Raw genomic sequence first — 24,065 nt, forward strand, 5'->3', positions numbered from 1 at the left:
GGTTCGCCCCGGATCAAGTCCGGGGCGAACCCCAACCTACGCGGGAACGCACTCATCCATCCCAGCGATTGGCGTTCTTGGGGAATCCCGGGCGCTGTATGCGGACCACGCAGAATCGTTGACCGGTAGGTGCTTGCATCACGACCCAGCGCTCAAGGCGCGTGACCACGTGAGCACCTAATTTTTCCAGGCGCGCCACTTCGGCAGGCATGTCGTCGGTCTCGATATCGATATGCACCCTGCTCTCATGCTCGACGCGCTGGATTTGCACGATGGGTTCGTCCTCCGGTGTTTCCAGCATGCGGTAATTGCCGCGCGTGCCCGGATGGTCGGGGTCGACGGGGCGCCCCAATGCTTCGGCCCAGAAGCTAGCGGCCTTGTCGATATCGGAGGTGTTGCAGTCGATGAGCAGTGCGCAAAGCCGGGAATGATGCATGGTTCCCCCATCAGGATTTGTGCGGGTGAGGCCCCTAGCGATGCACGTAGGTTACGCCGCTGGTGCCATCAGGTTCGGGTCGGCGCAGCAAGGCGTTGTACCAGCGCCGTTGTTGAGCGAGGTCGCCCTCGATCAACCATTGGGGCTTGCCGGCGACCCATGCGGCGACGGGCATGCCGTCTTCGTACAGCACGCGCGTGCCGGCCAGCGCAGGCAGGCGGTCGCCGGCAAGGACGGTGCCGACCAGGTTGAGGGGGTCGCTGCCGCTCAGGGTGACGAGTTGTTGTTCGGGCGGGCGCAGGCGGATGCTGCGCAAGTGGGCGATGGCTTCGGGGAGCGCGAATTGCTCGCCGACCAGCCCTTCCACAAAGCGGCCGCCGCGGATTTCGCCGCGCGCTTCCAGGCGGTGGTAGACGCGCAGCAGTTCGCGCCACGAGGGCAGCCAAGGGGCTTCGCGTTCGAGCAGCTTCCAGAAGATCACGCCGTAGCGGCGCAGCAGGACGCGGGCGATGTGTTCGATCGGATCGTCGTGAGCAGGCGACGCCTCGCTGCCAAGCGATGCACGGGTAGGAAGCTTGCGCACCAGCGACCACCTGCCCGCATCCTCGATCTCGCTCAAGCCATGCCGACGCGTGCGGCGATGCCGCGGCGACTCGCGCTTGGCGGCCGGTATGAGCAAGGCACGCAGGCCGGCGAAGCTGTCCGAGCTGACGCGGCCGGCGGAGACGAGTTCGCCAAGCGCATCTTCCAGTTCGGTGCGCAACAGATGCGCGGCATCGAGCAGTTCGTCGAAGAACAAGGCGCCGTGGGTAGTCAGCGTATCGGCGACGGCTTGCGCCCGCGAAGACAGCAGCAGCTCCTGTTCCTGCTTGCCATCGGCCAGCGCGGTCCAGATCGGCAACTGTCGCCGCGGCAGCAGCACGATCGGTGTCGCGCGCACCGGGCCGCCACTGCCGCCGCCACGGCGCAGGCGGTTCCAGCCGATGCGGCCGGCGCGGCAGAGTTCGTCCAGCCAGCGGCTGGAGTAATCCTCAATGCGCGCTGCGAGCAGTTCGTTTTCCCACGCACCGGCCGCCGCTTCGAAACCTTCGAGCTGATGGAGTACGCCGCTGAGTGCATCGGGGCCGCTGAGCCTGGTTCCCGCTGTGGTGTGCTGCCATTCGAGCAGGAAGCGCATCAGGTCGCGGCGGCTGACCGGTTCGATCTCGCGACGCAGGCGGCCGATGGTGTAGCGATGGATACGTGCCAGCAGATGGCGCTCGCACCATTCGGTTTCGCTGGCCTCCGGCGTGAAATGGCCCTGCATCACGTAGCCTTCGGATTGCAGGCGGATCAGGGCGAGGTCGACGTCGGTGGCGTCGACCTGCATCGATGCAGCCAGTGCTGCAACGGTGCTGGGACCGAGGCCGGACAGGCGGCCGCGCACGAGTTCGAGCAGAGCGTCTTCGCGGATCCAGGTCTGAGCGGCGTATTCGGCGGGCACGGTGATGGGCGGGTTTATGGATGCATGGCTGTGCACCGCCTGCCACATGGGAATTTTTTCGGCACAGATCCAGATGCCGCCTGAAACCTGCTCCTCCCCCTGTATGCAGGGGGAGGCTGGGAGGGGGTTGCCGGGGCTTGCGGTGAGCGTGGGGACTTCACCCCACCCCAGCCCTCCTCTGCACATAGGGGAGGGAGCTAGCAGCGTGGCGCGGTGAACGTTCGCCAGCTTGTGCAGCCAGTCGAGCCATCCATTGGATTGCACTTCTTCGCCCGTGACGAAACCCAGCCCATTCAGCGCCTCATGCATCTCGTCTGCACTGCGCACTTCCGGCCATGCTTCGGCGCGCACGGCGGCGATCGCCTCCGGATCGAGCTTGGCCAGGTCGTCGGTATCCTCGATGCCGTTCCAATGGCGCGTCTGCACGGCGCGCGTGCGGCGTTCTTCCAGCGGCGCGTCGTCCAGGAAGGCGTAGGGCGCTGCGTTGAGCACCTCGCTGGCAAGCGGGCTGGGTGCGGTGAGGTCGCGCGCGACCACGGTGATCGCGCCCGCTTCCATCTTGCGCAATACCTCGAGCAAGCCGTCGACGTCCATCGCTTCGCGCAGGCAGTCGTGCAAGGTCTGGTTCACCAGTGGGTGGTCGGGAATCTGCCGTTCGCCGACGATGTTCTCCAGGCAGGCCACCTGGTCGGGGAAGACGGTGGCGAGCAGGTCTTCGCTCTTCATGCGCTGCAAGGGTGCGGGTACTTTCTTGCCGCCGGCGTAGCGCGGCAAGGCCAGCGCGGTTACCGCGTTCCAGCGCCAGCGCACCGGAAACAGCGGCGCATCCAGCAGCGCCTGCACCAGCACGTGCTCGGCGGTGTTGCTGTGCAGGTAGCGCGCCACTTCGATCAGCGGAAAACTGTGGCTGGTGGACAGCGACAGCACGATCGCGTTTTCCGTTGCCGCCGCCTGCAGCTCGAAATTGAACTGGCGGCAGAAGCGCTTGCGCAGCGCCAGCCCCCAGGCCTTGTTGATGCGGCTGCCCCACGGAGTGTGAATGACCAGCTGGGTGCCGCCGGATTCGTCGAAGAAACGCTCGAACACCAGCGTGGACTGCGTGGGCATCACGCCCAATGCGGCCTTGGCCTTGGCAAGGTATTCCACGATCTGCTGCGCGGCCGATTCGTTCAGGCCGAGCACCTGGCGCAGCCAGTCGAACGCCGCCTGCACGCCGCCGGCATCGATGCGCGTGGCGATTTCTTCGCGCAGGCCCGACACGCCCACCGACAATTCGTTGCTGCGCCCCGGCGCTTCGCCCAGCCAGAACGGAATGCTGGGCGGTGCGCCTTGCGCGTCTTCCACGCGCAGGCGGTCGCGTTCCACGCGCACGATGCGATAACTGGTGTTGCCGAGCTGGAAGATGTCGCCGGCCAGGCTTTCGACGGCGAAATCCTCGTTCACCGTGCCGACGATGGTGGCCTGTGGCTCCAGCACGACCAGGTAATCGGCGGTATCGGGAATGGTGCCGCCCGAGGTGACGGCGGTAAGCCGCGCGCCACGTCGCGCACGCAGCTCCTTATGCACGGCGTCGCGATGAATGTACGCCGCGCGCGCGCCGCGCCGCGTGCTGAAACCCTCGGCCAGCATGCGCACCACGGCATTGAAGGTGTCGCGCGGCAGCGTGCGGTACGGATAGGCGCGGCGGACCAGATCGAACAGCGCGTCTTCGTCCCATTCGGCGCAGCCCACTTCGGCCACGATCTGTTGCGCCAGCACGTCCAGCGGTTGCGGTGGCTGCACCAGCGTGTCGAGTTCGCCACGGCGGACGCAGTCGAGCATGGCGGCGCATTCGACCAGGTCGTCGCGGCTGGTGGGAAACAGGCGCGCTTTGGGCGTGCCGTTCACGGCGTGGCCCGAGCGGCCGGCGCGCTGCAGGAAGGCGGCGATGGAGCGTGGCGAAGACAGCTGGCACACCAGGTCGACGTCGCCGATGTCGATACCCAGTTCCAGCGACGCGGTGGCGACCAATACTTTCAGCTCGCCGCGTTTCAGGCGCTGCTCGGCCTCCAGGCGTTGTTCCTTGGCAAGGCTGCCGTGATGCGCGGCGACGGCTTCATGGCCCAGCCGTTCGGAAAGATGCCGCGCGCCGCGCTCGGCCATGCGCCGCGTGTTGACGAATACCAGCGTGGTGCGGTGCTGCTCGACCAGTTGCGCAAGCTGGTTGTAGACCAGCTCCCAGGTGTCGTTGGACATCACCGCTTCCAGCGGCACGGGCGGGACTTCGATGGCGAGGTCGCGGGCGCGGGTGTGGCCGACGTCGATGATGCTGCAGTTTGTCGCTCTCGTTTTAGCCCCCTCCTCTTCAGGAAGAGGGGGGGAGGTTCTGGCGAAGAGGTCGGTAATAAAAGGCTGTTGCTCTGTTTGCGTTTCCGGCGAGATGCGCCCCCCACCCCGGCCCTCTCCCCGCAGGGGAGAGGGAGCTAAACCCGTGCCCTCGCCCACCAGAAACTTCGCCACATCCTCGATCGGCTTCTGCGTCGCCGACAAGCCAATCCGCTGCAACGGCCGCTGGCACAGCGCTTCCAGCCGCTCCAGCGTCAACGCCAGATGCGCGCCGCGCTTGCTGGTCGCCACCGCATGGATTTCGTCCACGATCACGCTGCGCACGCTTTTCAGCATCTCGCGCCCGGATAGCGAACCCATCAGCACGTACAAGGATTCCGGCGTGGTCACCAGGATGTGCGGCGGCGCCTTGCGCATCAGGCTGCGTTCGGCCTGCGGCGTGTCGCCGGTGCGCACGGCGGTGCGGATCGGTGCGCCGGGCAGGCCGAGCTTTTCCAGCTCGGCGCCAATGCCTTCCAGCGGCGCTTCCAGGTTGATGTGGATGTCGTTGGACAGCGCCTTCAACGGCGACACGTACACCACGCGCGTTTCGTCCGGCAGCGTGCCGCCGCGCGCCACGCTCTCCTGCACCAGTTGGTCGATGGCGGCGAGAAAGGCGGTAAGCGTCTTGCCCGAACCGGTCGGCGCGGCCACCAGGGTGTGCTGCCCTGCCCTGATCGCCGGCCACGCCGCGGCCTGCGCGGAGGTCGGCGCCGGAAACGTGTTGCCGAACCAGGCGGCAACCGCGGGATGGAAGTTCTGCAAGGGCATCGTAGGTAACCCGTGATCGCACGGGTGACAGCGCGTGGATCATGACATAGGGGTGATTCCGCCGCGTATAAAGCTGGGCCATCCTGCCTGCCCTCAGTCTCAGCGGATGAGACGGTCCGTTACATCACCACGCGCTGCCCGAAATAGCGCGCCGGTGGATGGCCGAAGCAGCGGCGGAACATGGCGATGAAGGCACTGGGGCTGGCATAGCCCAGACCGTCCGCCACGGTGGCGACGGGCAGGCCGTCGGCCAGTTGTTCCAGGCCCTTGGTGAGCCGCGCCTGCTGGCGCCATTGCGCGAAACTCAGGGCGGTTTCCGCACGGAACAGGCGGCTGAGCGTGCGTGCGGAAAGCCCGGCCCAGGCGGCCCATTCTTCCAGGCTGCGGTTGTCGTGGGGTTGTTCCAGCACGGCGTGGGCGATGCGCAGCAGGCGGCGATCGATCGGCATCGGCAGGTGCAAGGGTTCCAGCGGTGCCTCGCGGATTTCGTCCAGCAGCACCGTCATCAGGCGTTCCTGCCGTTCGTTGAGCTCGCGGTTCCAGGTCCACGCGCTGGCGCGGTGAACCAACTCGCGCATCAGCGCGTTGATGCCGATCACGCCCGGCCGTTCGGGCAGGCCATGGGCGATGTCCGGATGCAGGAACACGCCCCATCCGGTCACTTCACCGCTGATGCTGACCTTGTGCAGCTCGCCCGGCGGCATCCAGCCGGCGCGATGCGGTGGCAGCAGCCAGGAGCCGTGTGCGGTGTGCATGTGCACCAGGCCGCTTTCCACGCAAAAGAACTGTCCGCGGGCGTGAGTGTGCCAGTCGTGGCGCTTGGTCTCGGGCTTGTGGTCGCTGAAGGTTTCGCCGTCGTCCCAATAGGTGATGAGGGAAGGGCCGTCCAGCCGTTCGATAAGTTGGTAAAGCTCCTGCTTGGTCCGCTGCATGGCCGAGTCTCGACATTTTTTGGCCAAATGACGTTATCAGCTTGTCATCCATTTTGCCTAAGCTTCCTTTTACTGACAGGTCGACCGGCCAGTCAGCCACGCCGCTGCCGCCGCTCGCGGCTTTTTCCGACGAACACCCCAGGGGGCCGCTGATTGCGCAAGGCGCAGGCCGTTTGCCTGGCACGCCCATGTCGGTCACGACAGGCCTCGTTCGTCCGTCTTAATGAGCGATCCGCTTCAACGAAAGGAAAGGTCATGTCCCTGCTTCAACTGGTTGCCCTGAAGTCCGAAGTGTCCCGTTCCCCCCTGGAGACCTTTGTTGCCTGCGCCCATCAGATGCTCGACCCGGCCACGCCCGAGGCGGTCCGGCGGGCGATGGAACCGCGCCTGCTGGCGCAATTGCCGGCGCTGCGCGCGCTGGGCGTGTTCGAGCTGTTCGAGTTGCGCAACCCGGCCTTGAAGGCCTGGATGAACGACGAGCTGGCCGAACTGGTGGCCCCGCAGTAATCCATTCCTGTCAATTTGCCGCAACAAAAGGTGCGCACTACATATTTGCCTTGACAAATATCTTAGGGGCAATAAAATACGCGTCCATGAACCCCGGACCGCTCATTACCCCTACTAGTCAGGAAAGCCTGGGCCTACTGATCAACTTGGTTCGCGTCGAGCTGGTACGCAGCATCGAGGCGGAAATCGCGGCTAAGGGCCTGGACCTTCGTTACATCCAATTCATCATGCTCAAGCGGCTGTCCATGCTCGGCCCGATGACGGCCACCGAGCTGGCCCGGTCGGTCGAGCTGGACGGCGGCGCCATGACGCGTCAGCTCGACCAGCTCGAAGGCAAGGGCTATCTGCGCCGCCGCCCGCACGAACAGGACCGGCGCGCGCTGCGCATCGAACTGACCGAGGCCGGCGATGCGCTGTGGCAGCAGCTGACCGGTTGCAATGACCGCGTGCTGGAAGCGGCGCAAAAGTCGTTGAGCGAGGTCGAGCGCGAGCGCCTGCACGATTACCTCGGCCGCGTATTGCACGCGCTGCGGGACAAGAACAGGAATTGACGAGCAGGCCATGGAAGACCTGCAACGCAGCAGGCGCCCGTAAGCGCCCGCTGTATCGGCAACTGCCGGGACACGTCGGCTGCAAGTCGGACCCACCCAGGAAGGTGGCCCGGTGAAACAGCTCCATTCACTTCAACATCGAGATTCAAAGCCATGCGTCTGCAAACTCTTGCGGCGGCTGTTGTACTTACGTTGGCCCTTGCCGGCTGTGCGACCAGCGGCGGCCTGCACCCCAACGGCACGCTGACCGATGCTTCGTCGCTCAAGACCGATCGCAGTCTGGCGCACGTCGAGGTCTCCGATGCGGCGTGGCCGAAGGAGGATTGGTGGACCGGACTGGGCGATCCCCAGCTCAGCGCGCTGATCGTCGAAGCCCTGCGCGACAATCCCGGCCTGGCCGAAGCCGATGCGCGTGCACGCCAGGCGCAGGCTGCCGCCGGGGCGACCGATGCCGCGCGCAAGCCGACCGTCAACCTTGGCGGCAGCGTTGGCGAAGCTTTCATTCCCACTTCCGTGCCTGTGTTCGGTACCGGCCACGTCGGCGCGCTGAAATACGCGGATGCCAGCTTCAAATGGGACCTGGACCTGTGGGGCGGCCAGCGCGCCGCATGGGAAGCGGCGCTGGGCCAGCAGCGCGCGGCGGAAGTCGATGCACAAGCCGCGCGCGTCGAGTTGTCCACCAATGTCGCACGCGCTTACGTGCAACTTGGCTATGCCTACACGCAACAGGACGTCGCCGAAGCCGAATTGAAGCGCGCCAGCGAAGCGCGCGATCTCACACGCCAGCGTGTGGCCGCCGGCATCGACAACCAGATGCAGCTCAAGCAAAGCGATTCGGAAGTTGCCAGTGCGCAAGGGCAGAAGGCGCAGGCCGATCGTGCGGTCGATGCCGCGCGCACGGCGCTGGCCGTGCTGCTCGGCAAAGGCCCCGATCGTGGTCTTGAAATCGCCCGTCCGCAACTGCTGCCGCCGGCCGCATTGACCGTACCCGGCAATCTGTCGGTGGATCTACTCGGCCATCGCGCCGACCTCGTCGCAGCACGCTGGCGCGTCGAAGCCGCCAGCAAGGACATCAAATCCGCCAAGACCGAATTCCTGCCGAACGTCAACATCGGCGCGATGGTGGGCCTGATCAATTTCGGCGGCGCCAACCTGTTCACGCTGAAGAATCGCTTCTACGAAGTCGCCCCGGCGATCAGCTTGCCGCTCTTCGACGGTGGCCGCCGCCGCGCCAACTTGAACAGCAAGGATGCGCAGTACGACCTCGCCGTGGCGCAGTACAACAAGACGCTGGTGTCCGCCGTCAACGAAGTGGCCGACGACTACGACGCCGTCGCCTCGATGCAGACGCAGATCGCCGCGCAACAGCGCGCGCTGGATGCGGCGAACGATGCATGGAAGCTGGCCGAACAGCGCTACAAGGCCGGCATCGGCAACTATCTGGAAGCGCTCAGCGTACGCCAGCAATTGCTTGCCGCCGAACAGCGCATGGCGGCGCTGCACGCCCAGCAATCCGATCTCAACGTACAACTGATCCAGGCGCTCGGTGGCGGCTTCCGGCCGCAGGCCGACACCCAACTTTCCTCCAAGTAATCCAACGTTTCTGAGGCACCCCCATGTCCAGTCCGAATCCCAATACCGCCGACACGTCCGCCGTGCAGGCACCGCCGACCAACAAGCGGCGCAGCTTCCTGCTGCGGCTGTTGTTGGGGGTGATCGTGCTTGCCGCCATCGCCTGGACGGCGTGGTATTTCATCGTAGGGCGTTGGTACGAAAGCACCGACGATGCCTATATCAATGGCAACATCGTGCAGATCACGCCGCGCATCGCCGGCACCGTCATCAGCATCACCGCCGATGACGGCGACATGGTGCAGCAGGGCGAAGTGCTGGTGAAGCTGGACCGCTCTGACGCCGACGTTGGTCTGCAACGCGCCGCGGCGAACCTCGCCAACACCGTACGCCGCGTGCGTGGCTTGTACAGCACCGTGACCGGCGCGCAGGCGCAGGTGGCCGTGGAGAAGGTCGCGCTGGAGAAAGCGCAGGCCGACTACAACCGCCGCCGCAATCTGGCCAAGACCGGCGCGATTTCCGCGGAGGAACTGGCTCATGCACGCGACGCGCTCACCGCCGCGCAAAGCGCCTTGGCGACGTCGCAACAGCAGTTGCAGACCAACAAGGTGCTGGTGGACGACACCGTCGTCGCGTCGCACCCCGATGTGAAAGCGGCTGCCGCACAGTATCGTGCTGCCTACCTGGATGACCTGCGCACCGTGATGGTCGCACCGGTGACCGGCTACGTGGCCAAGCGCACCGTGCAAGTGGGCCAGCGCGTGCAACCGGGCGCCGCACTGATGGCGGTGGTGCCGCTGCACCAGGTGTGGGTGGATGCCAACTTCAAGGAAACCCAGCTCACCCACATGCGCATCGGTCAACCGGTGGAACTCACCTCCGACGTCTACGGCAGTTCAGTGAAGTACAGCGGCAAGGTGGAAAGCCTCGGCGTCGGCACGGGCAGTGCGTTCTCGCTGCTGCCGGCGCAGAACGCCACCGGCAACTGGATCAAGATCGTGCAGCGCATTCCAGTGCGCGTGGTGTTCACCGATCCCTCGCAGCTCGACAAGAGTCCGCTGCGCATCGGCATGTCGATGACCACCGACGTGAACCTGCACGACCAGAACGGTCCCACGCTGGCGCAATCGCCGCGTATCGAACCGCGCTTCAGCACGGACGTGTACAAGGATCAGCTCGCCGATGCGAATGCGCAGATCGAGCGGATCATTCACGAAAACATGGGGCAGGCAGTGAATGCCAAGGGTGAAGACCCGATGGCGAAGGCGCGCTGACAAGCGGCAAGGAACGGGAAACGTGTAGCACTGCGTCGCCCGTTCCATTCCGCTCCCGGGATACATGCGCAGCCGGGTCCGTCGCGCGGCCACCTGTTCATCGCTCCTTGTCCCCCGTTCCCCGCATCATGAGCAGATATCCATGAGCACCCATTTCCGTCCACCCAACCTGGCCCTGGCGACGATCGGTTTGTCGCTGGCCACGTTCATGCAGGTGCTGGACACCACCATCGCCAATGTGTCGCTGCCGACCATTGCCGGCAATCTCGGCGTGAGTTCGGATGAGAGCACCTGGGTGATCACCTCATTCGCGGTGAGCAACGCCATCGCGCTGCCGCTCACCGGCTTTCTCACGCGCCGTTTCGGCGAGGTGAAGCTGTTCGTATGGGCCACACTCGCGTTCTCGATCGCCTCGCTCCTGTGCGGCATCGCGCAAAGCATGGGCATGCTGATCGTGTTCCGCACCCTGCAAGGCGCCGTGGCCGGCCCGATGTATCCGGTGACGCAGGCCTTGCTGATCGGCATCTATCCACCCAACAAGCGGCCAATGGCGCTGGCGCTGCTGGCGATGGTGACGGTGGTGGCGCCGATCGCCGGCCCGATCCTCGGCGGCTGGATCACTGACAACTACTCCTGGCCGTGGATCTTCTTCATCAACGTGCCGATCGGCATCTTCGCCAGCTTCGTGGTGGCCAACCAGATGCGCCTGCGCGAAGTGGTCACGTCGCGTCCGAAGATCGACTACGTGGGCCTGATTACCCTGGTGATCGGCGTCGGCGCGCTGCAGGTGGTGCTGGACAAGGGCAACGACGAAGACTGGTTCAACTCCAACTTCATCATCATTACCGCGCTGATCTCGGCGGTCGCTATTGCGGTGTTCCTGATCTGGGAACTGACCGACAAGGAGCCCATCGTCGATCTCAAGCTGTTCCGCCATCGCAATTTCCGCATGGGCACCATCTCGCTGGTGCTGGCGTATGCCGCGTTCTTCGCCATCAACCTGCTGGTGCCGCAGTGGCTGCAGATCAACCTGGGCTATACCGCCACCTGGGCCGGCTTCGCCGCCGCGCCGTTGGGAATATTGCCGGTGATCCTGACGCCCTTCGTCGGCCGCTACGCCGCGCGCTTCGATCTGCGCATGCTCACCGCGGCCTCATTCGTGGTGATGGGCAGCACCTGTCTTATCCGCGCGCATTTCTACATCGGCGTGGATTTCTACCACATCGCATCGGTGCAATTACTGCAAGGTCTGGGTGTGGCGCTGTTCTTCATGCCGGTCACCACCATCCTGCTGTCGGATCTGCAGCCGCATGAGCTCGCTTCCGGCGGCGGCGTGGCCACCTTCCTGCGCACCGTGGGCGCCAGCTTCGCTGCCTCGCTCACCAGTTTCATGTGGGAACGTCGCGCGGTGCTGCATCACTCGCAACTGGCCGAACAGATCACGCCCTACAACCCGATCGCGCAGCAGGCCCTCAACCGGGGCGGCGATACGCAGACGACGTTGGCGATGTTGAACGAAACCATCAGCGCGCAAGGCTTGCAGATTTCCTTCAATGAAATCTTCCACGTGCTGGGCTGGATCTTCCTGTCGCTGATCGTGGTGATCTGGATGGCCAAGCCGCCGTTCGGGGCGAAGGCCGGGGCAGGGGGTGGCGGGCATTGAGTTGCGTGCCGTGTCGGGTCGGCGATGGCGTTTATCCTTGCAGTTGTGGAATTCACCTCCGCCATTGCAAGGATGGTGGATTGCCTTCTCATCGTCGATCTACACCATGCACACAAGAAAACGGCCCCATTCGGGGCCGTTTTGCAATGCACGAATGCCCGACTCAGAACGCAATGCCCACTACCGCCATCGTCTCGCCGCGGTTCGGTTCATGGATGCCGGCGTTGGAGATATGGCGAATGCCCACGCTCCAATGATTCGCCTGGTAACCCACGGTGGTGGTGAATTCAAATGCGCTGCTCAGCGCCTCGGTGCGGCCGGTATGCACGGTCGGCTGTTCGCTGATGAAGAGTCGCCGGTACCACGCATCGGCGGGGCCGTAATGGATGCGCACGCCGGCAGCGACCAGCCCGATATCGTCGCGGGTGGTGTAGCGGCTGTTGTCGTAGCGGCGGAGATCGCGACCGCTGATCCAGCCGGCGGTGATGTCGGGTGCCCAGGTGAAGTTGCTGCTGCCGAACGAGTGCTCGTCGAAGATCACTTCGCCGAACGCGGCGGGTGTGCTGTAGCTGTCCATGTAGCTGACGCCACCTTGCAGCTCGAAGCGGGCCGCCATGGCAGGAAGTGCCGGCAACGCGAATAGCAGTACGGCAGCGGCGCCGCGGGTAAAAGGATGCATGCGCATGAGTTGACCTACGTGGGAATAGGAAGTGCGTTTGTGTACTCTAAAGTTTACAAATGATTAAGTGCGGTTGCCAGCCATGTTTGTGTCATTTTTGGCAACACAGTGTTGACCGGCAAGGCAGGTACGCGAAAACGTCAGCGACGCGTAAGCAAATACCGGTCCAGGCCGCCTGGATGATCCCAGCTAACTGAAGAAGGCCCCATGCATCTAGTTGATTCGTCGCCCGGGCCTTCGCCGAGGCGACGGTTCCCGGGGAACATTAGACGCAAATCTGGGTTACGCCATCACTGCGTTCAATCCTTCAAGCTCTTGGACGCCAGGCACTGCGCGATGTCCAGGAACGCATGCACCATCGGGTCGTTGGCGTCGTCGCGGTAAATCGCCCAGACCGCGGTGGCCGCTTCCGTATTCGCCAGGGGGCGATACACCACGTTCTCCACCCGCATGCGCTGGATCGAACCGGGCAGCACGGCGACGCCGAAGCCGCCGGAAATCAGGCCGATGATGGTGGGCAGTTCACGCACTTCGTACAGGATGCGCGGGCTGAAACCCGCGCGTGCGCAGAGCGCCACCACTTCATCGTACAAACGCATGCCCAGGTGGCGCTGGTAGAAGATGAAATCTTCGCCGGCCAGTTCGTGGATATCGACAGGCCCATCGCCGGCCGCCAGTGGGTTGCTGGCGTGCATCACCACGGTGAGCGAATCCTTGAACAGCTCGATGGCCTTGATGCGATCGGGCAACGCATCGGGACGAATCACGCCGACGTCGATCAAGCCCTGTTCCAGCGCATCGATCTGTTGCGAGGTGGCCATTTCATGGATCAGCAGGCGCACGTCGGGCAGGCGTTCGCGGAAGCGGGCCAGTACGCGCGGTACGACGATGGTGAACGGGCCGGAAGACACCAGCCCAAGATGCAATTCGCCTAATTCTCCGCGCTGCGAACGGGCTACCGATTCGGCCGCGCGTTCGGCCTGCGTAAGAATGGTGCGTGCGCGCGGGAGCAGGGCGCTGCCGGCCGCGCTCAATGCGATGCCACGGCCTTTGCGCTCGAACAATTTCGCGCCGAGCCGCGTTTCCAGCGCATGAATCTGCTGGCTGAGCGGCGGCTGCGAAATGCCTAATCGTTCGGCCGCACGACCGAAATGCAATTCGTCGGCCACGGTGACGAAGTACTTCAGATGCCGCAGCTCGAGGTAATCATTCGTCATGCGTATCAAGCCATTCGCTTTGCTGTATCGATCTTAGCAAGCTCTACCACTAACCTGCGCATGCAGTGGCGGCCTTCCCCCTAGCCATAGGCAGCTACACGTCCTCGCCATGCCTTGAACTTGCTGGCCGCCATCCCCGCGAAAGACAAGCATCGGCAGGAAACGTAGCTCCTCACGTCGCCCTGACGCACAACCCTGGAGCCATCCCCATGTTGAGGATCGTACGGCTTGCGCTGGAGCGGCCTTATACCTTCGTCGTTCTCGCGCTGCTGATCCTGATTGTCGGCCCCTTGGCTGCCTTGCGCACGCCGACCGATATTTTTCCGGATATCAAGATTCCGGTGATCGCAGTGGTGTGGCAGTACACCGGCCTGCCGCCGGAACAAATGGCCGGCCGCATCGCCTCGCCGTTCGAGCGCGTGCTCACCACCACGGTGAACGACGTGGAACACATCGAGGCCAAGTCGATCGCCGGCTTCGGCATCATCAAGATCTTCTTCCAGCCCGGCGTGAACATCGCCACCGCCAATGCGCAAGTGGCGGCGGTATCGCAGACCATGCTCAAGCAGTTGCCGCCGGGCACGACGCCGCCGCTGATCCTCAACTACAACGCCTCCACCGTGCCGATCCTGCAGCTGGCGCTGTCGGGCAAGGGCCTGAGCGAGCAAAACCTCGGCGACCTGGGCTTGAACATCCTGCGCCCGCAACTGGTGTCGGTGGCCGGCGCGGCCATTCCCTATCCCTACGGCGGCAAGACGCGCCAGGTGCAGATCGACGTGGATTCGGCTGCGCTGCAGGCGCGCGGCCTTTCTGCCCAGGATGTCGCCAACGCATTGGCCGCGCAGAACCTGATCATCCCGGTCGGCACGCAGAAAATCGGCAGCTTCGAGTACACGCTCAACCTCAACAACTCGCCGTCCGACATCAACGAGCTGGGCAACCTGCCGATCAAGCAGGTGAACGGCACCACCATCTATATTCGCGACGTGGCCCACGTACGCGACGGCTCGCCGCCGCAGACCAACATCGTGCACGTGGACGGCAACCGTTCCGTGCTGCTGTCGGTATTGAAGAACGGCTCGGCCTCCACGCTGGCGATCGTGGCCGGCATCAAGCAGCGCCTTGCCGACAGCAAGGGCATTCTGCCGGACAACCTCCAAGTGACGCCGATCGGCGATCAATCCCTGTTCGTGCGCGCGGCGATCAGCGGCGTGGCGCGCGAAGGCGTGATCGCGGCGGCGCTTACCAGCCTGATGATCCTGCTGTTCCTGGGCAGCTGGCGCTCCACAGTGATCATCGCCGTGTCGATTCCGCTGGCGATTCTCGGCGCGATCGCGCTGCTGTCCGCGTTCGGCGAAACGCTCAACATCATGACGCTCGGCGGCCTGGCCTTGGCAGTCGGCATCCTGGTGGATGACGCCACCGTCACCATCGAGAACATCAACTGGCACCTCGAACACGGCAAGGACGTGGAAACGTCGATCATCGACGGCGCCAAGCAGATCGTGACACCGGCCTTCGTGTCGCTGTTGTGCATCTGCATCGTGTTCGTGCCGATGTTCTTCCTGGAAGGCGTGGCGCGCTTCCTGTTCGTGCCGATGGCCGAAGCGGTGATGTTCGCCATGGTGTGTTCGTTCATCCTCTCGCGCACCCTGGTGCCGACGATGGCGAACTTTCTGCTGAAGCCGCACGCACCGCACGTCGGCGAGGGCGAGCAGGGTGTGCATGCGCCGCCGTCGCGCCATCCGCTGGTGCGTTTCCAGCGCGCGTTCGAGGCGCGCTTCGAGCGCATCCGCGCCACCTATCACGGCATGCTGGACTTGGCCTTGGCGCATCGCCGTCCCTTCGTGCTCGGCTTTCTTGCCTTCGTGCTGGTGTCCTTCTTGCTGGTGCCCTTCCTGGGCCGCAACTTCTTCCCCGACGTGGATGGCGGCCAGATCCTGATGCACGTGCGCGCGCAAGTCGGCACGCGCGTGGAAGAAACCGCCAACCTGTTCAATAAGATCGAGCAGACCGTGCGTACGGTGATTCCGCCCAAGGACCTGGGCACGGTGGTGGACAACATGGGCCTGTCCAACAGCGGCATCAACACCACCTACAACAACACCGGCCTGATCGGCGAGCAGGATGGCGACATCCAGATCGCGCTCAACGAAGGCCATCGCCCCACCGCCGAATACGTGCGCCAATTGCGCGAACGGCTGCCGCGCGAATACCCCAGCGCGACGTTCTCGTTCCCGCCGGCGGACATCGTCAGCCAGATCCTGAACTTCGGCGCCCCGGCGCCGATCGATCTGCAGATCCGCGGCCCGAACCTGTCCGCCAATTTCGTGTACGCGAACAAGCTGCTCGGCCAGATCAAGCGCATCCCGGGCGTGGTGGATGCGCGTATCCAGGAGTCGCAGGCCAATCCGGGCTTTGACGTCAACGTCGATCGCACGCAGGCGCAGCTGCTGGGCATCACCGAACGCGACGTCACCAACAGCCTGGTGGTGAACCTGGCCGGTTCCAGCCAGGTGGCGCCGACGTTCTGGCTCAACCCGGCCAACGGCGTGTCGTATCCGATCGTGATGCAGACGCCGCAGTACGCGCTCGACAGCCTGGCGCAGCTGCGCAACCTGCCGGTCAATGGCAGCAACGGGCAGGCGCAGGTACTGGGTGGCCTGGTGACGCTCAAGCGCGCCGACACCAATGCCGTGATCGATCAGTACGACATCCAGTCGGTGGTGCAGATCTATGCCGCCACGCAGGATCGCGACCTTGGCGCCGTGGCAGCCGATGTGCAGAAGGTGATCGATGACACCGCGAACCAGCAACCGAAGGGCTCGCACGTGGTGCTGCTCGGCCAGGTGCAAACGATGAACAGCGCGTTCTCGGGCTTGTTGTTCGGCTTGCTCGGCGCGGTGGTGCTGATCTATCTCCTGATCGTGGTGAATTTCCAGTCGTGGAGCGATCCGTTCGTGATCATCACTGCGCTGCCGGCGGCCTTGGCCGGCATCGTGTGGATGCTGTTCGCCACACACACGCCGCTGTCGGTGCCGGCGCTCACCGGCGCGATCATGTGCATGGGCGTGGCGACCGCCAACTCGATCCTGGTGGTGAGTTTCTGCCGCGAACGCCTGGCCGAGCAAGGCGACGCCACGCTGGCCGCGCTCGAAGCCGGCTTCACCCGCTTCCGTCCCGTCTGCATGACCGCGCTGGCGATGATCATCGGTATGGCGCCGATGGCGCTGGGGCTGGGCGAGGGCGGCGAACAGAACGCACCGCTCGGCCGCGCGGTGATCGGCGGCCTCATTTTCGCCACCTGCGCAACGCTGCTGTTCGTGCCGGTGGTGTTCAGCATCATCCATGGACGCCATGCGTCCAAAGCCATTCGCGCTTCCGGAGAACCTGGCTATGTCGTCTGAAGCAAGCATCCGTCCGTCGCAACAACTGTCCAGGCGCGGCTTGCGCCTCAGCGGCATCGTGATCGCCGGCATCCTGGTAGCCATCGTGGTGATCGGCCTGGTTACGCGCGCAACGCAAGCGAACAGCTTGAAGACCTGGACGCAAGAACAAGCCGTGCCCACCGTCAGCGTGGTGGCGCCGGCACCGAGCAATTCCGGTCCGGTGCTGGACCTGCCCGGCCAACTGCAGGCGTATGTACGCGCACCGATCTACGCGCAGGTGAGCGGCTACCTGAAAAGCTGGAAGACCGATATCGGCACGCCGGTGAAAGCCGGCGAACTGCTCGGCGAAATCTCCACGCCCGAACTCGACCAGCAACTGCAGCAGGCGCGTGCGGATCTCGCCAGCGCCAAGGCCAACGCCGACCTGGCCTCGGTCACGGCGAAACGCTGGCAGGCGATGCTGGGCAGCGATTCGGTGGCGCAACAGGACGTCGACCAGCGCACCGCCGACTACGCCGCCAAGCTGGCGCAGATGAAATCCGCGCAGGCGAACGTGGATCGCCTGGTGGCGGCCAAGGCGTTTGCGCGCATCGTCGCGCCGTTCGACGGCGTGGTCACCGCGCGCGATACCGACGTCGGCGCGCTGATCAATGCAGGCAGCGGTACGGGCCCGGAACTGTTCGTGGTGTCGGACATCCACAAGTTGCGCGTCTACGTGCAGGTGCCGCAGCGCTACGGGCCGTCGATCCGTCCCGGCAGCCAGGCGGTGCTCAGCGTGCCCGAATATGCGGGTCGCGAATTCCATGCACAGGTGATGGCCACCTCCAATGCGGTCAACACCACTTCCGGCACCACCCTGGTGCAGTTGCAGGTGGACAACGCCGACAACCAGCTGATGCCGGGCGGCTTCGCGCACGTGCGTTTCCATCTGCCGGTAGACGGCAGCGCGTTGCGCGTGCCGGCCAGTGCGCTGATCTTCGACAAGGCGGGCTTGCGCGTGGCGACCGTCGGCGCGGGCGACAAAGTGGCCTTCAAGACCGTGAGCATCCTGTTCGACTACGGCAAAACCGTGGCGATCGGCAGCGGCCTCAGCGCCAATGACCGTGTGATCGACAGCCCGCCGGACGGCATCAAGGACGGCGACGTCGTAAAGCTCGCCAACGATGACGTGAAGCTTGCCACCGCCGACGCAGCAGCCAAGCCGCATGAAAAAGCCTGAGCCCCTCCTTGCCATGCTGATGGCTGCCGCGCTGGGCGGCTGTTCGCTGGCGCCGGCCTATCAAGCGCCGCCCACGCCGCCGGCACAGGCGTATCGCAACGTCGGCCCGTGGGTGGCGGCGCAGCCGTCCGATCAGCTGCCGCGCGAAAGCTGGTGGCGGCTGTACGGCGATCCCCAGCTGGATGCACTGCAAACCAGGCTGCTCGCCAACAATGCCGACCTGGCTGCTGCGCTTGCCCACTACCAGCAAGCGCAGGCGTTTGCGGCGCAGGCGCGCGCCGGGCTGTTCCCGCAGGTCGGTGCGTTTGGCGATGGCGCACGTCAACGCCAGTCCGATCACGCGCCGCCCGCGCGCAATCCTTCCGCGCCGGCCGACTACAACGCCTACACCGTGGGCGCGCAGGCCAGCTATGAAGTCGACCTGTGGGGCCGCGTGCGCAACAGCGTCGAGGCGGGGCGCGACAACGCACTGGCCGCGCAAGCCGATCTCGCCTCCGCACAACTGAGCCTGCAAGCCGCGCTGTCCGACAGCTACATGCAGCTGCGCGGCCTGGATCAGCAGATCGCGCTGTTGCAGCAGACCATCCAGGCCTACGAGAAAGCGCTGAAACTCACGCAGACCTTGCACGGCGGCGGCATCGTGTCCGGCCTCGACGTATCGCGTGCGCAGACACAGTTGTCCGATGCGCGCTCGCAGTGGTCGCAGACGCTCGGCCAGCGCGCCCTGATGCAGGACACCATCGCGGTACTGGTCGGCGAGAACGCCGCCAGCTTCAGCCTGCCAGCACGGACCGAATCCATCCCGGTGCCGGTGGTGCCGCTCGATGTGCCATCCACGCTGCTGCAGCGCCGTCCCGATGTGGCCGCAGCAGAACGCCGGGTCGCCGCCGCCAATGCCGATATCGGCGTCGCGCGTGCAGCATGGTTCCCCTCGCTCACGCTCAATGCGCAAGCCGGCTACCAAAGCACCGGCTGGGCCAACCTGCTCACCACAGGCAATCGCATCTGGGCGCTGGGGCCGACGCTGGCGCTGGACCTGTTCGACGGCGGCTACCGCAAGGCCACCATCCAGGCGGCCAAGGCCAAGACCGACGAAGCCGGCGCCAGCTATCGCGGCGTCGTGCTGAGCGCCTTCCAGCAAGTGCAGGACAACCTCGCCCTGCTCGACCACCTCGGCACCGCCAGCGCCAATCAAAAGGATGCCGCCGACGCCGCGCAGCACGCGCTGGATTTGTCGATGAGCCAGTACAAGCACGGCGCGGTCAGCTATCTGGACGTGGTGCAGGCGCAAACCGTGGCCTTGCAGGAAAAGCGCGGCCTGCTCGATCTGGACACGCAACGCCTGCGCGCCAGCGTGCAGCTGATCCGTGTGCTGGGCGGTGGCTGGTCGGCCGAGCAGTTGGCGCAAAAGTAAGCGCATGGAGCGCGTCGCGTAGCTTGGCGGTGAGCCCGGGACTTAATCGACGACGTGCATGACAGCTCGGCCGATTGGCAACTGGCAGGCACAGCGGCAAGCCGCCGGGCCCATGCAACAATAGGCGGACCTTCGCAGGAGCCCCGCATGACCACCACGCCCAATGCCGACACCCACATCAACAAGGAAGGCAGTACGGACACCGCCAACCCGCCGGGCGGCATGCATGGTCCTCATCACAGCGCATTGGACATGGCCGAAATCGCCGCTCACGACGAAGTGCAGCATGACGATGCGCTGCGCCACTCGTCGCTGCGCGTGCCGCGGTAGGGATGCCCTGGCCGTAACGCGCTACGCGATCAGTTGATCGCGGTGTTATCCGCCAGCTGATCCGGCAGTACGAACTGAAAGCCGCGCTGTTCCAGCTGCGTGAGCAAGTCATCAAGCACGGCAGCGGTTGTCGGCTTTTCATGCATCAGCAGAATGGACTGGTCTTCCGTCTGCGCCAGACTGAAGTTCTCGATCTGTTGCGGCTGCTTGATCCAGCTGTCCTCGCTGTTGGCATTCCATAGCACCTGCTGCATGCCGAGCGATTTCGCCACCTCGGCCACCGCCGGTGTCGTCGAACCGAACGGCGGCCGGAAATAGCCGGGGCGCTTGCCGGTCACGTCGGCGATGCGTTGATTGCAACGTTCGATCTGGTCCCTGATTTGTGGCTGCGAAAGTTTCGCAAGGTCCGGATGATCATAGGTGTGGTTGCCGATCACATCGCCCGCGCTCTCGAACTTGGCCAACTCGCCGCGCGTGGCGTCGTTGATGTGGCTGCACACCAAAAAAAACACCGCATGCGCATGGTGCTTTTGCAGCGTTGCTAGAATCTGCTCGTCCACGCCCTGGCCGTAGGGGCCATCATCGAAGGTCAGCACCGCATACTTGCGGCCCGCCAATACGTCGCTGACCTTGCGCAAACTGAAGCCTTCCGCATGCTTGATGCCGCCCATCTCCGGGTCGAGCACGAAGCGCGGAGCCGCCATGCCGTGCGCGGTCAGCAACATCGCATACAGGAAAAGCGTCAGCAGGGCGCCGGCAAGAAAAAAGTAACGTCGGTAGCAGGTGTATATCAGCAGCATGGCAGCTCATCCGGGGCGGCGGTCGATCCTGGCGTCTTGAGATCGACGCCAGAGACTGCCAACGGGCGCAGGGCGATGCCCCTGATTCATCGCCATACGCCGTTGGCGCCGAAGCTGATGCATGCGCCATGCCAGGCTGCCGATGCAGTCCTAAGGATGCCAACTGCTTGTTAAAACAGGCCTTGGCGAGACGGTGGGAGAGGGCCAGCCCTCTGGAAACGCAGGATTTCCATAACAACTTTCACGCCGCTGACGGCAAGGCCCATTCAGACTTGCCGTGATGACATGCAAAAGGTGACGCGCCGTGTCCGTTATCGCCCAGCGCTACCCAATCGCCAATCGGCTTGCAGCATGATTTCACGTCCGTAGATGTTGTAGTTGTCGTTATTGAAGTATGGGTACAACACATTGCCCGTGTCGCTGGGTGGCATCTTGTTGGCGATGTTGTTGATCAGGAGCGACAGCGCCAGCGTACGGGTTGGGCGATAGGTGGCGCTGGCATTGAAGGTGATCCACGGCGACAGGCGTGCTGCGCCGGGGGCGCCGATGCCGACCAGGGTGGCGGCATAGTTGGGCGATGGCCCGTAGCGATGTCCATACAGCGTGCCGCTCCAGTGGCCGCCGGGACTGGTCCAGGTGAGGCTGCCATTGGCGATGCTCTTGAACTCCGTGCTGTATTGCGCATTGGCAAGCTCGTTGATCGGCGCCTGGCCAGGCTCGATCTGGTAGCTGTGATGCAGCATGTCGTTGTAGTCGAGTTGCAGCGCGAGCGTGCCTAAGTGGAAGAGAGCGAAGCGATAGCGTGCGCTGCCCATGATCGATCGGGTCGCCTCGTTGGCGAGATTTGCGTAATAGGTAGTGACGCTGCTGATCGGCCCCTGCCCCTCTTGGCGCTGCACCTGGCCGAGCGCCGCGCGGCATGCGGGCGAATCGGCATCGAGCTGGCCGAGCAGGCATTGCGCATCGGTGCGCAGCAGCAAGTCGAGATCCTGTTGCACGACTTCGTTCTGGATAGCGATGTGCAGGTAATCCAGGCTGAGATCGAAGCCATCCAGCGGCGACCACACCACCCCGGTCGTCCAGCTCTGTGCGGAAGTCGGCTGCAGCCTGGCATTGGCCAGCGTGGTGCCTTGGATGTTGTACTGATACGCCGCGCCGCACGTGGCGCTGTGCGCCTGCGCACATAGGTAGTAGTCGGTGGCGAGTGCGTAGAAATCCGTCGGCCCCAGGTAGATGGAGGCAAGATCCGGCGCCTTGAACGAAGTGGTGTAGTTGCCTCGCAGCAGCAGGCTGTCCACCGGCCGATACTCCACGCCTGCCTTGTAGGTGAACTTGCGGTTGTTGTTGCCCTGGCCGTTCGCGTAGTAGTCATAGCGGCCGGACAGGTCGAGCGTGAGCGCCTTCAGCAGCGGCAGGTTCAACTCGAACGCGGTGGCAGCGTGCAAGCGCTGTCCGCCGCCGCCGCTGGCCGCATGTTCGAAAATCTCATCCTGGATAAACAACGGATTGATCGGCTGGTACCACGCTTCGCTGCCGCCTTCGGCCAGCACCGCGAATCCCGCATCGCCGCCGGGCAAGGCAAACAGCGATGCATTGCTGAGCGTGGCGCGCGTGTCGTTGATCCAGGTATTGCTGAATTCGTTGACGCCTTGCGTGAAGCTCGCATATTGCGCCGGCGTGATCGCGCGGAAGAGGGCCGGATAATCGGGGTGGTAGAGGTTCACGCCGGTCTGCGGCTCGACACCGATCAGCGGCCCGAGCATGCCGCCGAAGAACGCATCGATCTTCGGCTTGATCCACAAGGGCTCGACCACATCGGTGCGATCGCCGGTGCGCAAGTAATAGATATCCCAGTTCCAGCCCGAGTCGCCCCAGCTTCCGTTGGCGCCGATGTCGGCCTGATAGAGCAGGTCATTCTGGCGCACCATTTGTCCCGCCACGCCGCCGGGCATTTCCTCCGGTGCGAAGGCCCGCTCGATGTACAGATAGTGGCCGGTGGTCGCGTCGCCGATCAGTTGGTGCGGAAAATCGTCGGAAAACCAATCGCCAACGCCAGGGAACCAGCGCTGCTGCTGCCAGTTCACCATCGCATCGCCGTACAGCCTGACATGGTCGGAGAGCTGGTACGCGAGCTTCAGCATGCCATCCATATTGCGCAGCTGATTGCTGTAGGTCGTGTAGCCATCCGCCTTGCGCGAACCGCAATAGATGCCTGGTGGGCTGGGTGGTTGCGCGGCGACCGGCATCGTGCTGCCGCCGAAAAGTTGGCTGGCGCAACCATTGGGCGGCGTCAGATTGCCCAACGCATTTCCCGTATACGTGTGCGCCGTACCGTAGTCGAGCACGGCAGCCTGCAGGCCGGGCACGCTGTCCTCGGCCGTCAAGGCACGCTGATAACCCCAGATCGGCGAGGCATTGTCGAATTCGAAGGCGCCAAGCACATGCCATTTGCCGGCGTCATGGCCATACGCGCCGCTGATGCGCTGATTGGCGCCGCCGCCCTGCGGATAGCCGCCGATGCGCACCGACACCTCGCCGCCCTGCAGGCGCGACTTGGTGACGATGTTGATCACGCCGCCGATCGCTTGCGAACCGTAGATCGACGAAGCGCCGCCCGGCATCACGTCGATGTGATCGATCAGCGCGACCGGAAAATTCGCCACGCTGGTGAAGTTGATGCTGCCGTTGTAGAGCTGCCCGAAGTTCGCTACCGGCTTGCCGTCCAGCAGGATCAGCATGAACTGCGGCCCCAGCCCGAACAGGCTGACCGGCTGCGCACCCTGCGTAAACGATCTTGCGGCTTGCGGTCCCTGGATCGAACCGGTCGCCAGCACCGAGTTCTGCAGTACGTCCGGCAGATTGTTGAAGCCGCGCGCACGAATCTCGTCGGCGCCGATGGTGAAGGTGGGTGTCGCCGTCTGGATGTCGGCATTGCTGATCAACGAGCCGCTGACGGTGATCGTGTTGAGCATCCTGGGCTTGTCGACGGTCGTCAGCGCGGTGGCCGTATCGGGCGGCAGCAGCTGCAAGCGGGTAGCGGGTTGCAGCACGAAGGTGGCGGCGTTGATGGCCTTCCAGCCCAGGCCGCTGCCGGCCAGCAACTGCCTCAACGCATCGGCCGGCAGCAGGCGCCCGGATACGCCGCGTGTGCGCTTGCCCTCCACCAGGGCCGGATCGTAGACGAGCTGGATATCGCCTTGTGCGGCGAGTGCATCCAGGGCATTGCGCAGCGGACCGGCGGCCACGGCATAGGTATGCGCCTTGGCTGCGGACGGCCCGGCCAACGCCGGTGCGCCCGTCACGGCCATGCCACCGAGCAACAGCGGACGCATGCAGGCCAAGACGTAGCGAAGCAGCGAGGCAGGCGCGCCAATGTCACCCACGATGCGCGGCAAGCGAAGCCGCAGCATCCATCCCCCACCACGCCCGCGCATTCCGCTCTTCAGCCTCCCCGTCCCATCCCC

16 protein-coding genes are annotated in these 24,065 nt (G+C 64.5%); 9 read left to right on the forward strand and 7 right to left on the reverse strand.

Features of this window, described 5'->3' with window-relative positions:
• Nucleotides 1-52 precede the first annotated feature (52 nt).
• From VMA74_RS08205 to VMA74_RS08215, 3 genes are all read right to left on the reverse strand, one after another.
• Nucleotides 53-436 (reverse strand): VOC family protein, encoded by a 384-nt coding sequence (locus VMA74_RS08205; RefSeq protein ID WP_325366147.1) that lies wholly within the window; start codon nt 434-436, stop codon nt 53-55.
• Nucleotides 437-470: 34 nt separating this feature from the next.
• Entirely contained in the window at nt 471-5,054 is a 4,584-nt protein-coding gene (locus VMA74_RS08210) for a DEAD/DEAH box helicase (protein ID WP_325366148.1), read from the reverse strand.
• Between the two features lie 119 nt (nt 5,055-5,173).
• Nucleotides 5,174-5,986 (reverse strand): helix-turn-helix transcriptional regulator, encoded by an 813-nt coding sequence (locus VMA74_RS08215; RefSeq protein WP_325366149.1) that lies wholly within the window; start codon nt 5,984-5,986, stop codon nt 5,174-5,176.
• Nucleotides 5,987-6,241: 255 nt separating this feature from the next.
• On the opposite strand from VMA74_RS08215, the gene VMA74_RS08220 reads away from it, so the two are divergent.
• The 5 genes from VMA74_RS08220 to VMA74_RS08240 all read left to right on the forward strand — a co-directional run bounded on the left by VMA74_RS08220 (nt 6,242) and on the right by VMA74_RS08240 (nt 11,553).
• A complete protein-coding gene (locus VMA74_RS08220) occupies nt 6,242-6,493 on the forward strand; it encodes a hypothetical protein (protein ID WP_325366150.1) in 252 nt (83 codons plus the stop codon).
• Between the two features lie 86 nt (nt 6,494-6,579).
• On the forward strand, nt 6,580-7,044 hold the full coding sequence (locus tag VMA74_RS08225) for a MarR family transcriptional regulator (RefSeq protein ID WP_325366151.1): 465 nt from the start codon (nt 6,580-6,582) through the stop codon (nt 7,042-7,044).
• A gap of 153 nt (nt 7,045-7,197) precedes the next feature.
• A complete protein-coding gene (locus VMA74_RS08230) occupies nt 7,198-8,637 on the forward strand; it encodes an efflux transporter outer membrane subunit (RefSeq protein WP_325366152.1) in 1,440 nt (479 codons plus the stop codon).
• Between the two features lie 23 nt (nt 8,638-8,660).
• Nucleotides 8,661-9,890, forward strand: a complete 1,230-nt coding sequence (locus tag VMA74_RS08235; RefSeq protein ID WP_325366153.1) for an efflux RND transporter periplasmic adaptor subunit — start codon at nt 8,661-8,663, stop codon at nt 9,888-9,890.
• 142 nt (nt 9,891-10,032) lie between these two features.
• Nucleotides 10,033-11,553: a DHA2 family efflux MFS transporter permease subunit gene (locus tag VMA74_RS08240; RefSeq protein WP_325366154.1), complete on the forward strand. Its 1,521-nt coding sequence runs from the start codon at nt 10,033-10,035 to the stop codon at nt 11,551-11,553.
• A gap of 163 nt (nt 11,554-11,716) precedes the next feature.
• On the opposite strand, the gene VMA74_RS08245 is transcribed toward VMA74_RS08240, so the two are convergent.
• Nucleotides 11,717-12,238 (reverse strand): acyloxyacyl hydrolase, encoded by a 522-nt coding sequence (locus VMA74_RS08245; protein WP_325366155.1) that lies wholly within the window; start codon nt 12,236-12,238, stop codon nt 11,717-11,719.
• Between the two features lie 293 nt (nt 12,239-12,531).
• A complete protein-coding gene (locus tag VMA74_RS08250) occupies nt 12,532-13,449 on the reverse strand; it encodes a LysR substrate-binding domain-containing protein (RefSeq protein ID WP_325366156.1) in 918 nt (305 codons plus the stop codon).
• A gap of 209 nt (nt 13,450-13,658) precedes the next feature.
• Between VMA74_RS08250 and VMA74_RS08255 the strand changes: the two genes are divergently transcribed.
• The 4 genes from VMA74_RS08255 to VMA74_RS08270 all read left to right on the forward strand — a co-directional run bounded on the left by VMA74_RS08255 (nt 13,659) and on the right by VMA74_RS08270 (nt 19,801).
• A complete protein-coding gene (locus VMA74_RS08255) occupies nt 13,659-16,856 on the forward strand; it encodes an efflux RND transporter permease subunit (protein WP_325366157.1) in 3,198 nt (1,065 codons plus the stop codon).
• Nucleotides 16,846-18,057, forward strand: a complete 1,212-nt coding sequence (locus VMA74_RS08260) for an efflux RND transporter periplasmic adaptor subunit (RefSeq protein WP_325366158.1) — start codon at nt 16,846-16,848, stop codon at nt 18,055-18,057. Before VMA74_RS08255 ends, VMA74_RS08260 begins: the two co-directional genes overlap by 11 nt.
• Nucleotides 18,044-19,471: an efflux transporter outer membrane subunit gene (locus tag VMA74_RS08265; protein WP_325366159.1), complete on the forward strand. Its 1,428-nt coding sequence runs from the start codon at nt 18,044-18,046 to the stop codon at nt 19,469-19,471. The genes VMA74_RS08260 and VMA74_RS08265 overlap by 14 nt, the downstream gene beginning before the upstream one ends.
• Before the next feature lie 147 nt (nt 19,472-19,618).
• Complete coding sequence (locus VMA74_RS08270; RefSeq protein WP_325366160.1) at nt 19,619-19,801, forward strand: hypothetical protein; 183 nt, start codon at nt 19,619-19,621, stop codon at nt 19,799-19,801.
• A gap of 29 nt (nt 19,802-19,830) precedes the next feature.
• On the opposite strand, the gene VMA74_RS08275 is transcribed toward VMA74_RS08270, so the two are convergent.
• Nucleotides 19,831-20,601: a polysaccharide deacetylase family protein gene (locus VMA74_RS08275; RefSeq protein ID WP_325366161.1), complete on the reverse strand. Its 771-nt coding sequence runs from the start codon at nt 20,599-20,601 to the stop codon at nt 19,831-19,833.
• 311 nt (nt 20,602-20,912) lie between these two features.
• Complete coding sequence (locus VMA74_RS08280) at nt 20,913-24,011, reverse strand: TonB-dependent receptor (protein WP_325366162.1); 3,099 nt, start codon at nt 24,009-24,011, stop codon at nt 20,913-20,915.
• Between the last annotated feature and the right edge of the window lie 54 nt (nt 24,012-24,065).

It is taken from the genome of Dyella sp., from assembly GCF_035508675.1.
Classification (GTDB): domain Bacteria; phylum Pseudomonadota; class Gammaproteobacteria; order Xanthomonadales; family Rhodanobacteraceae; genus Dyella_B.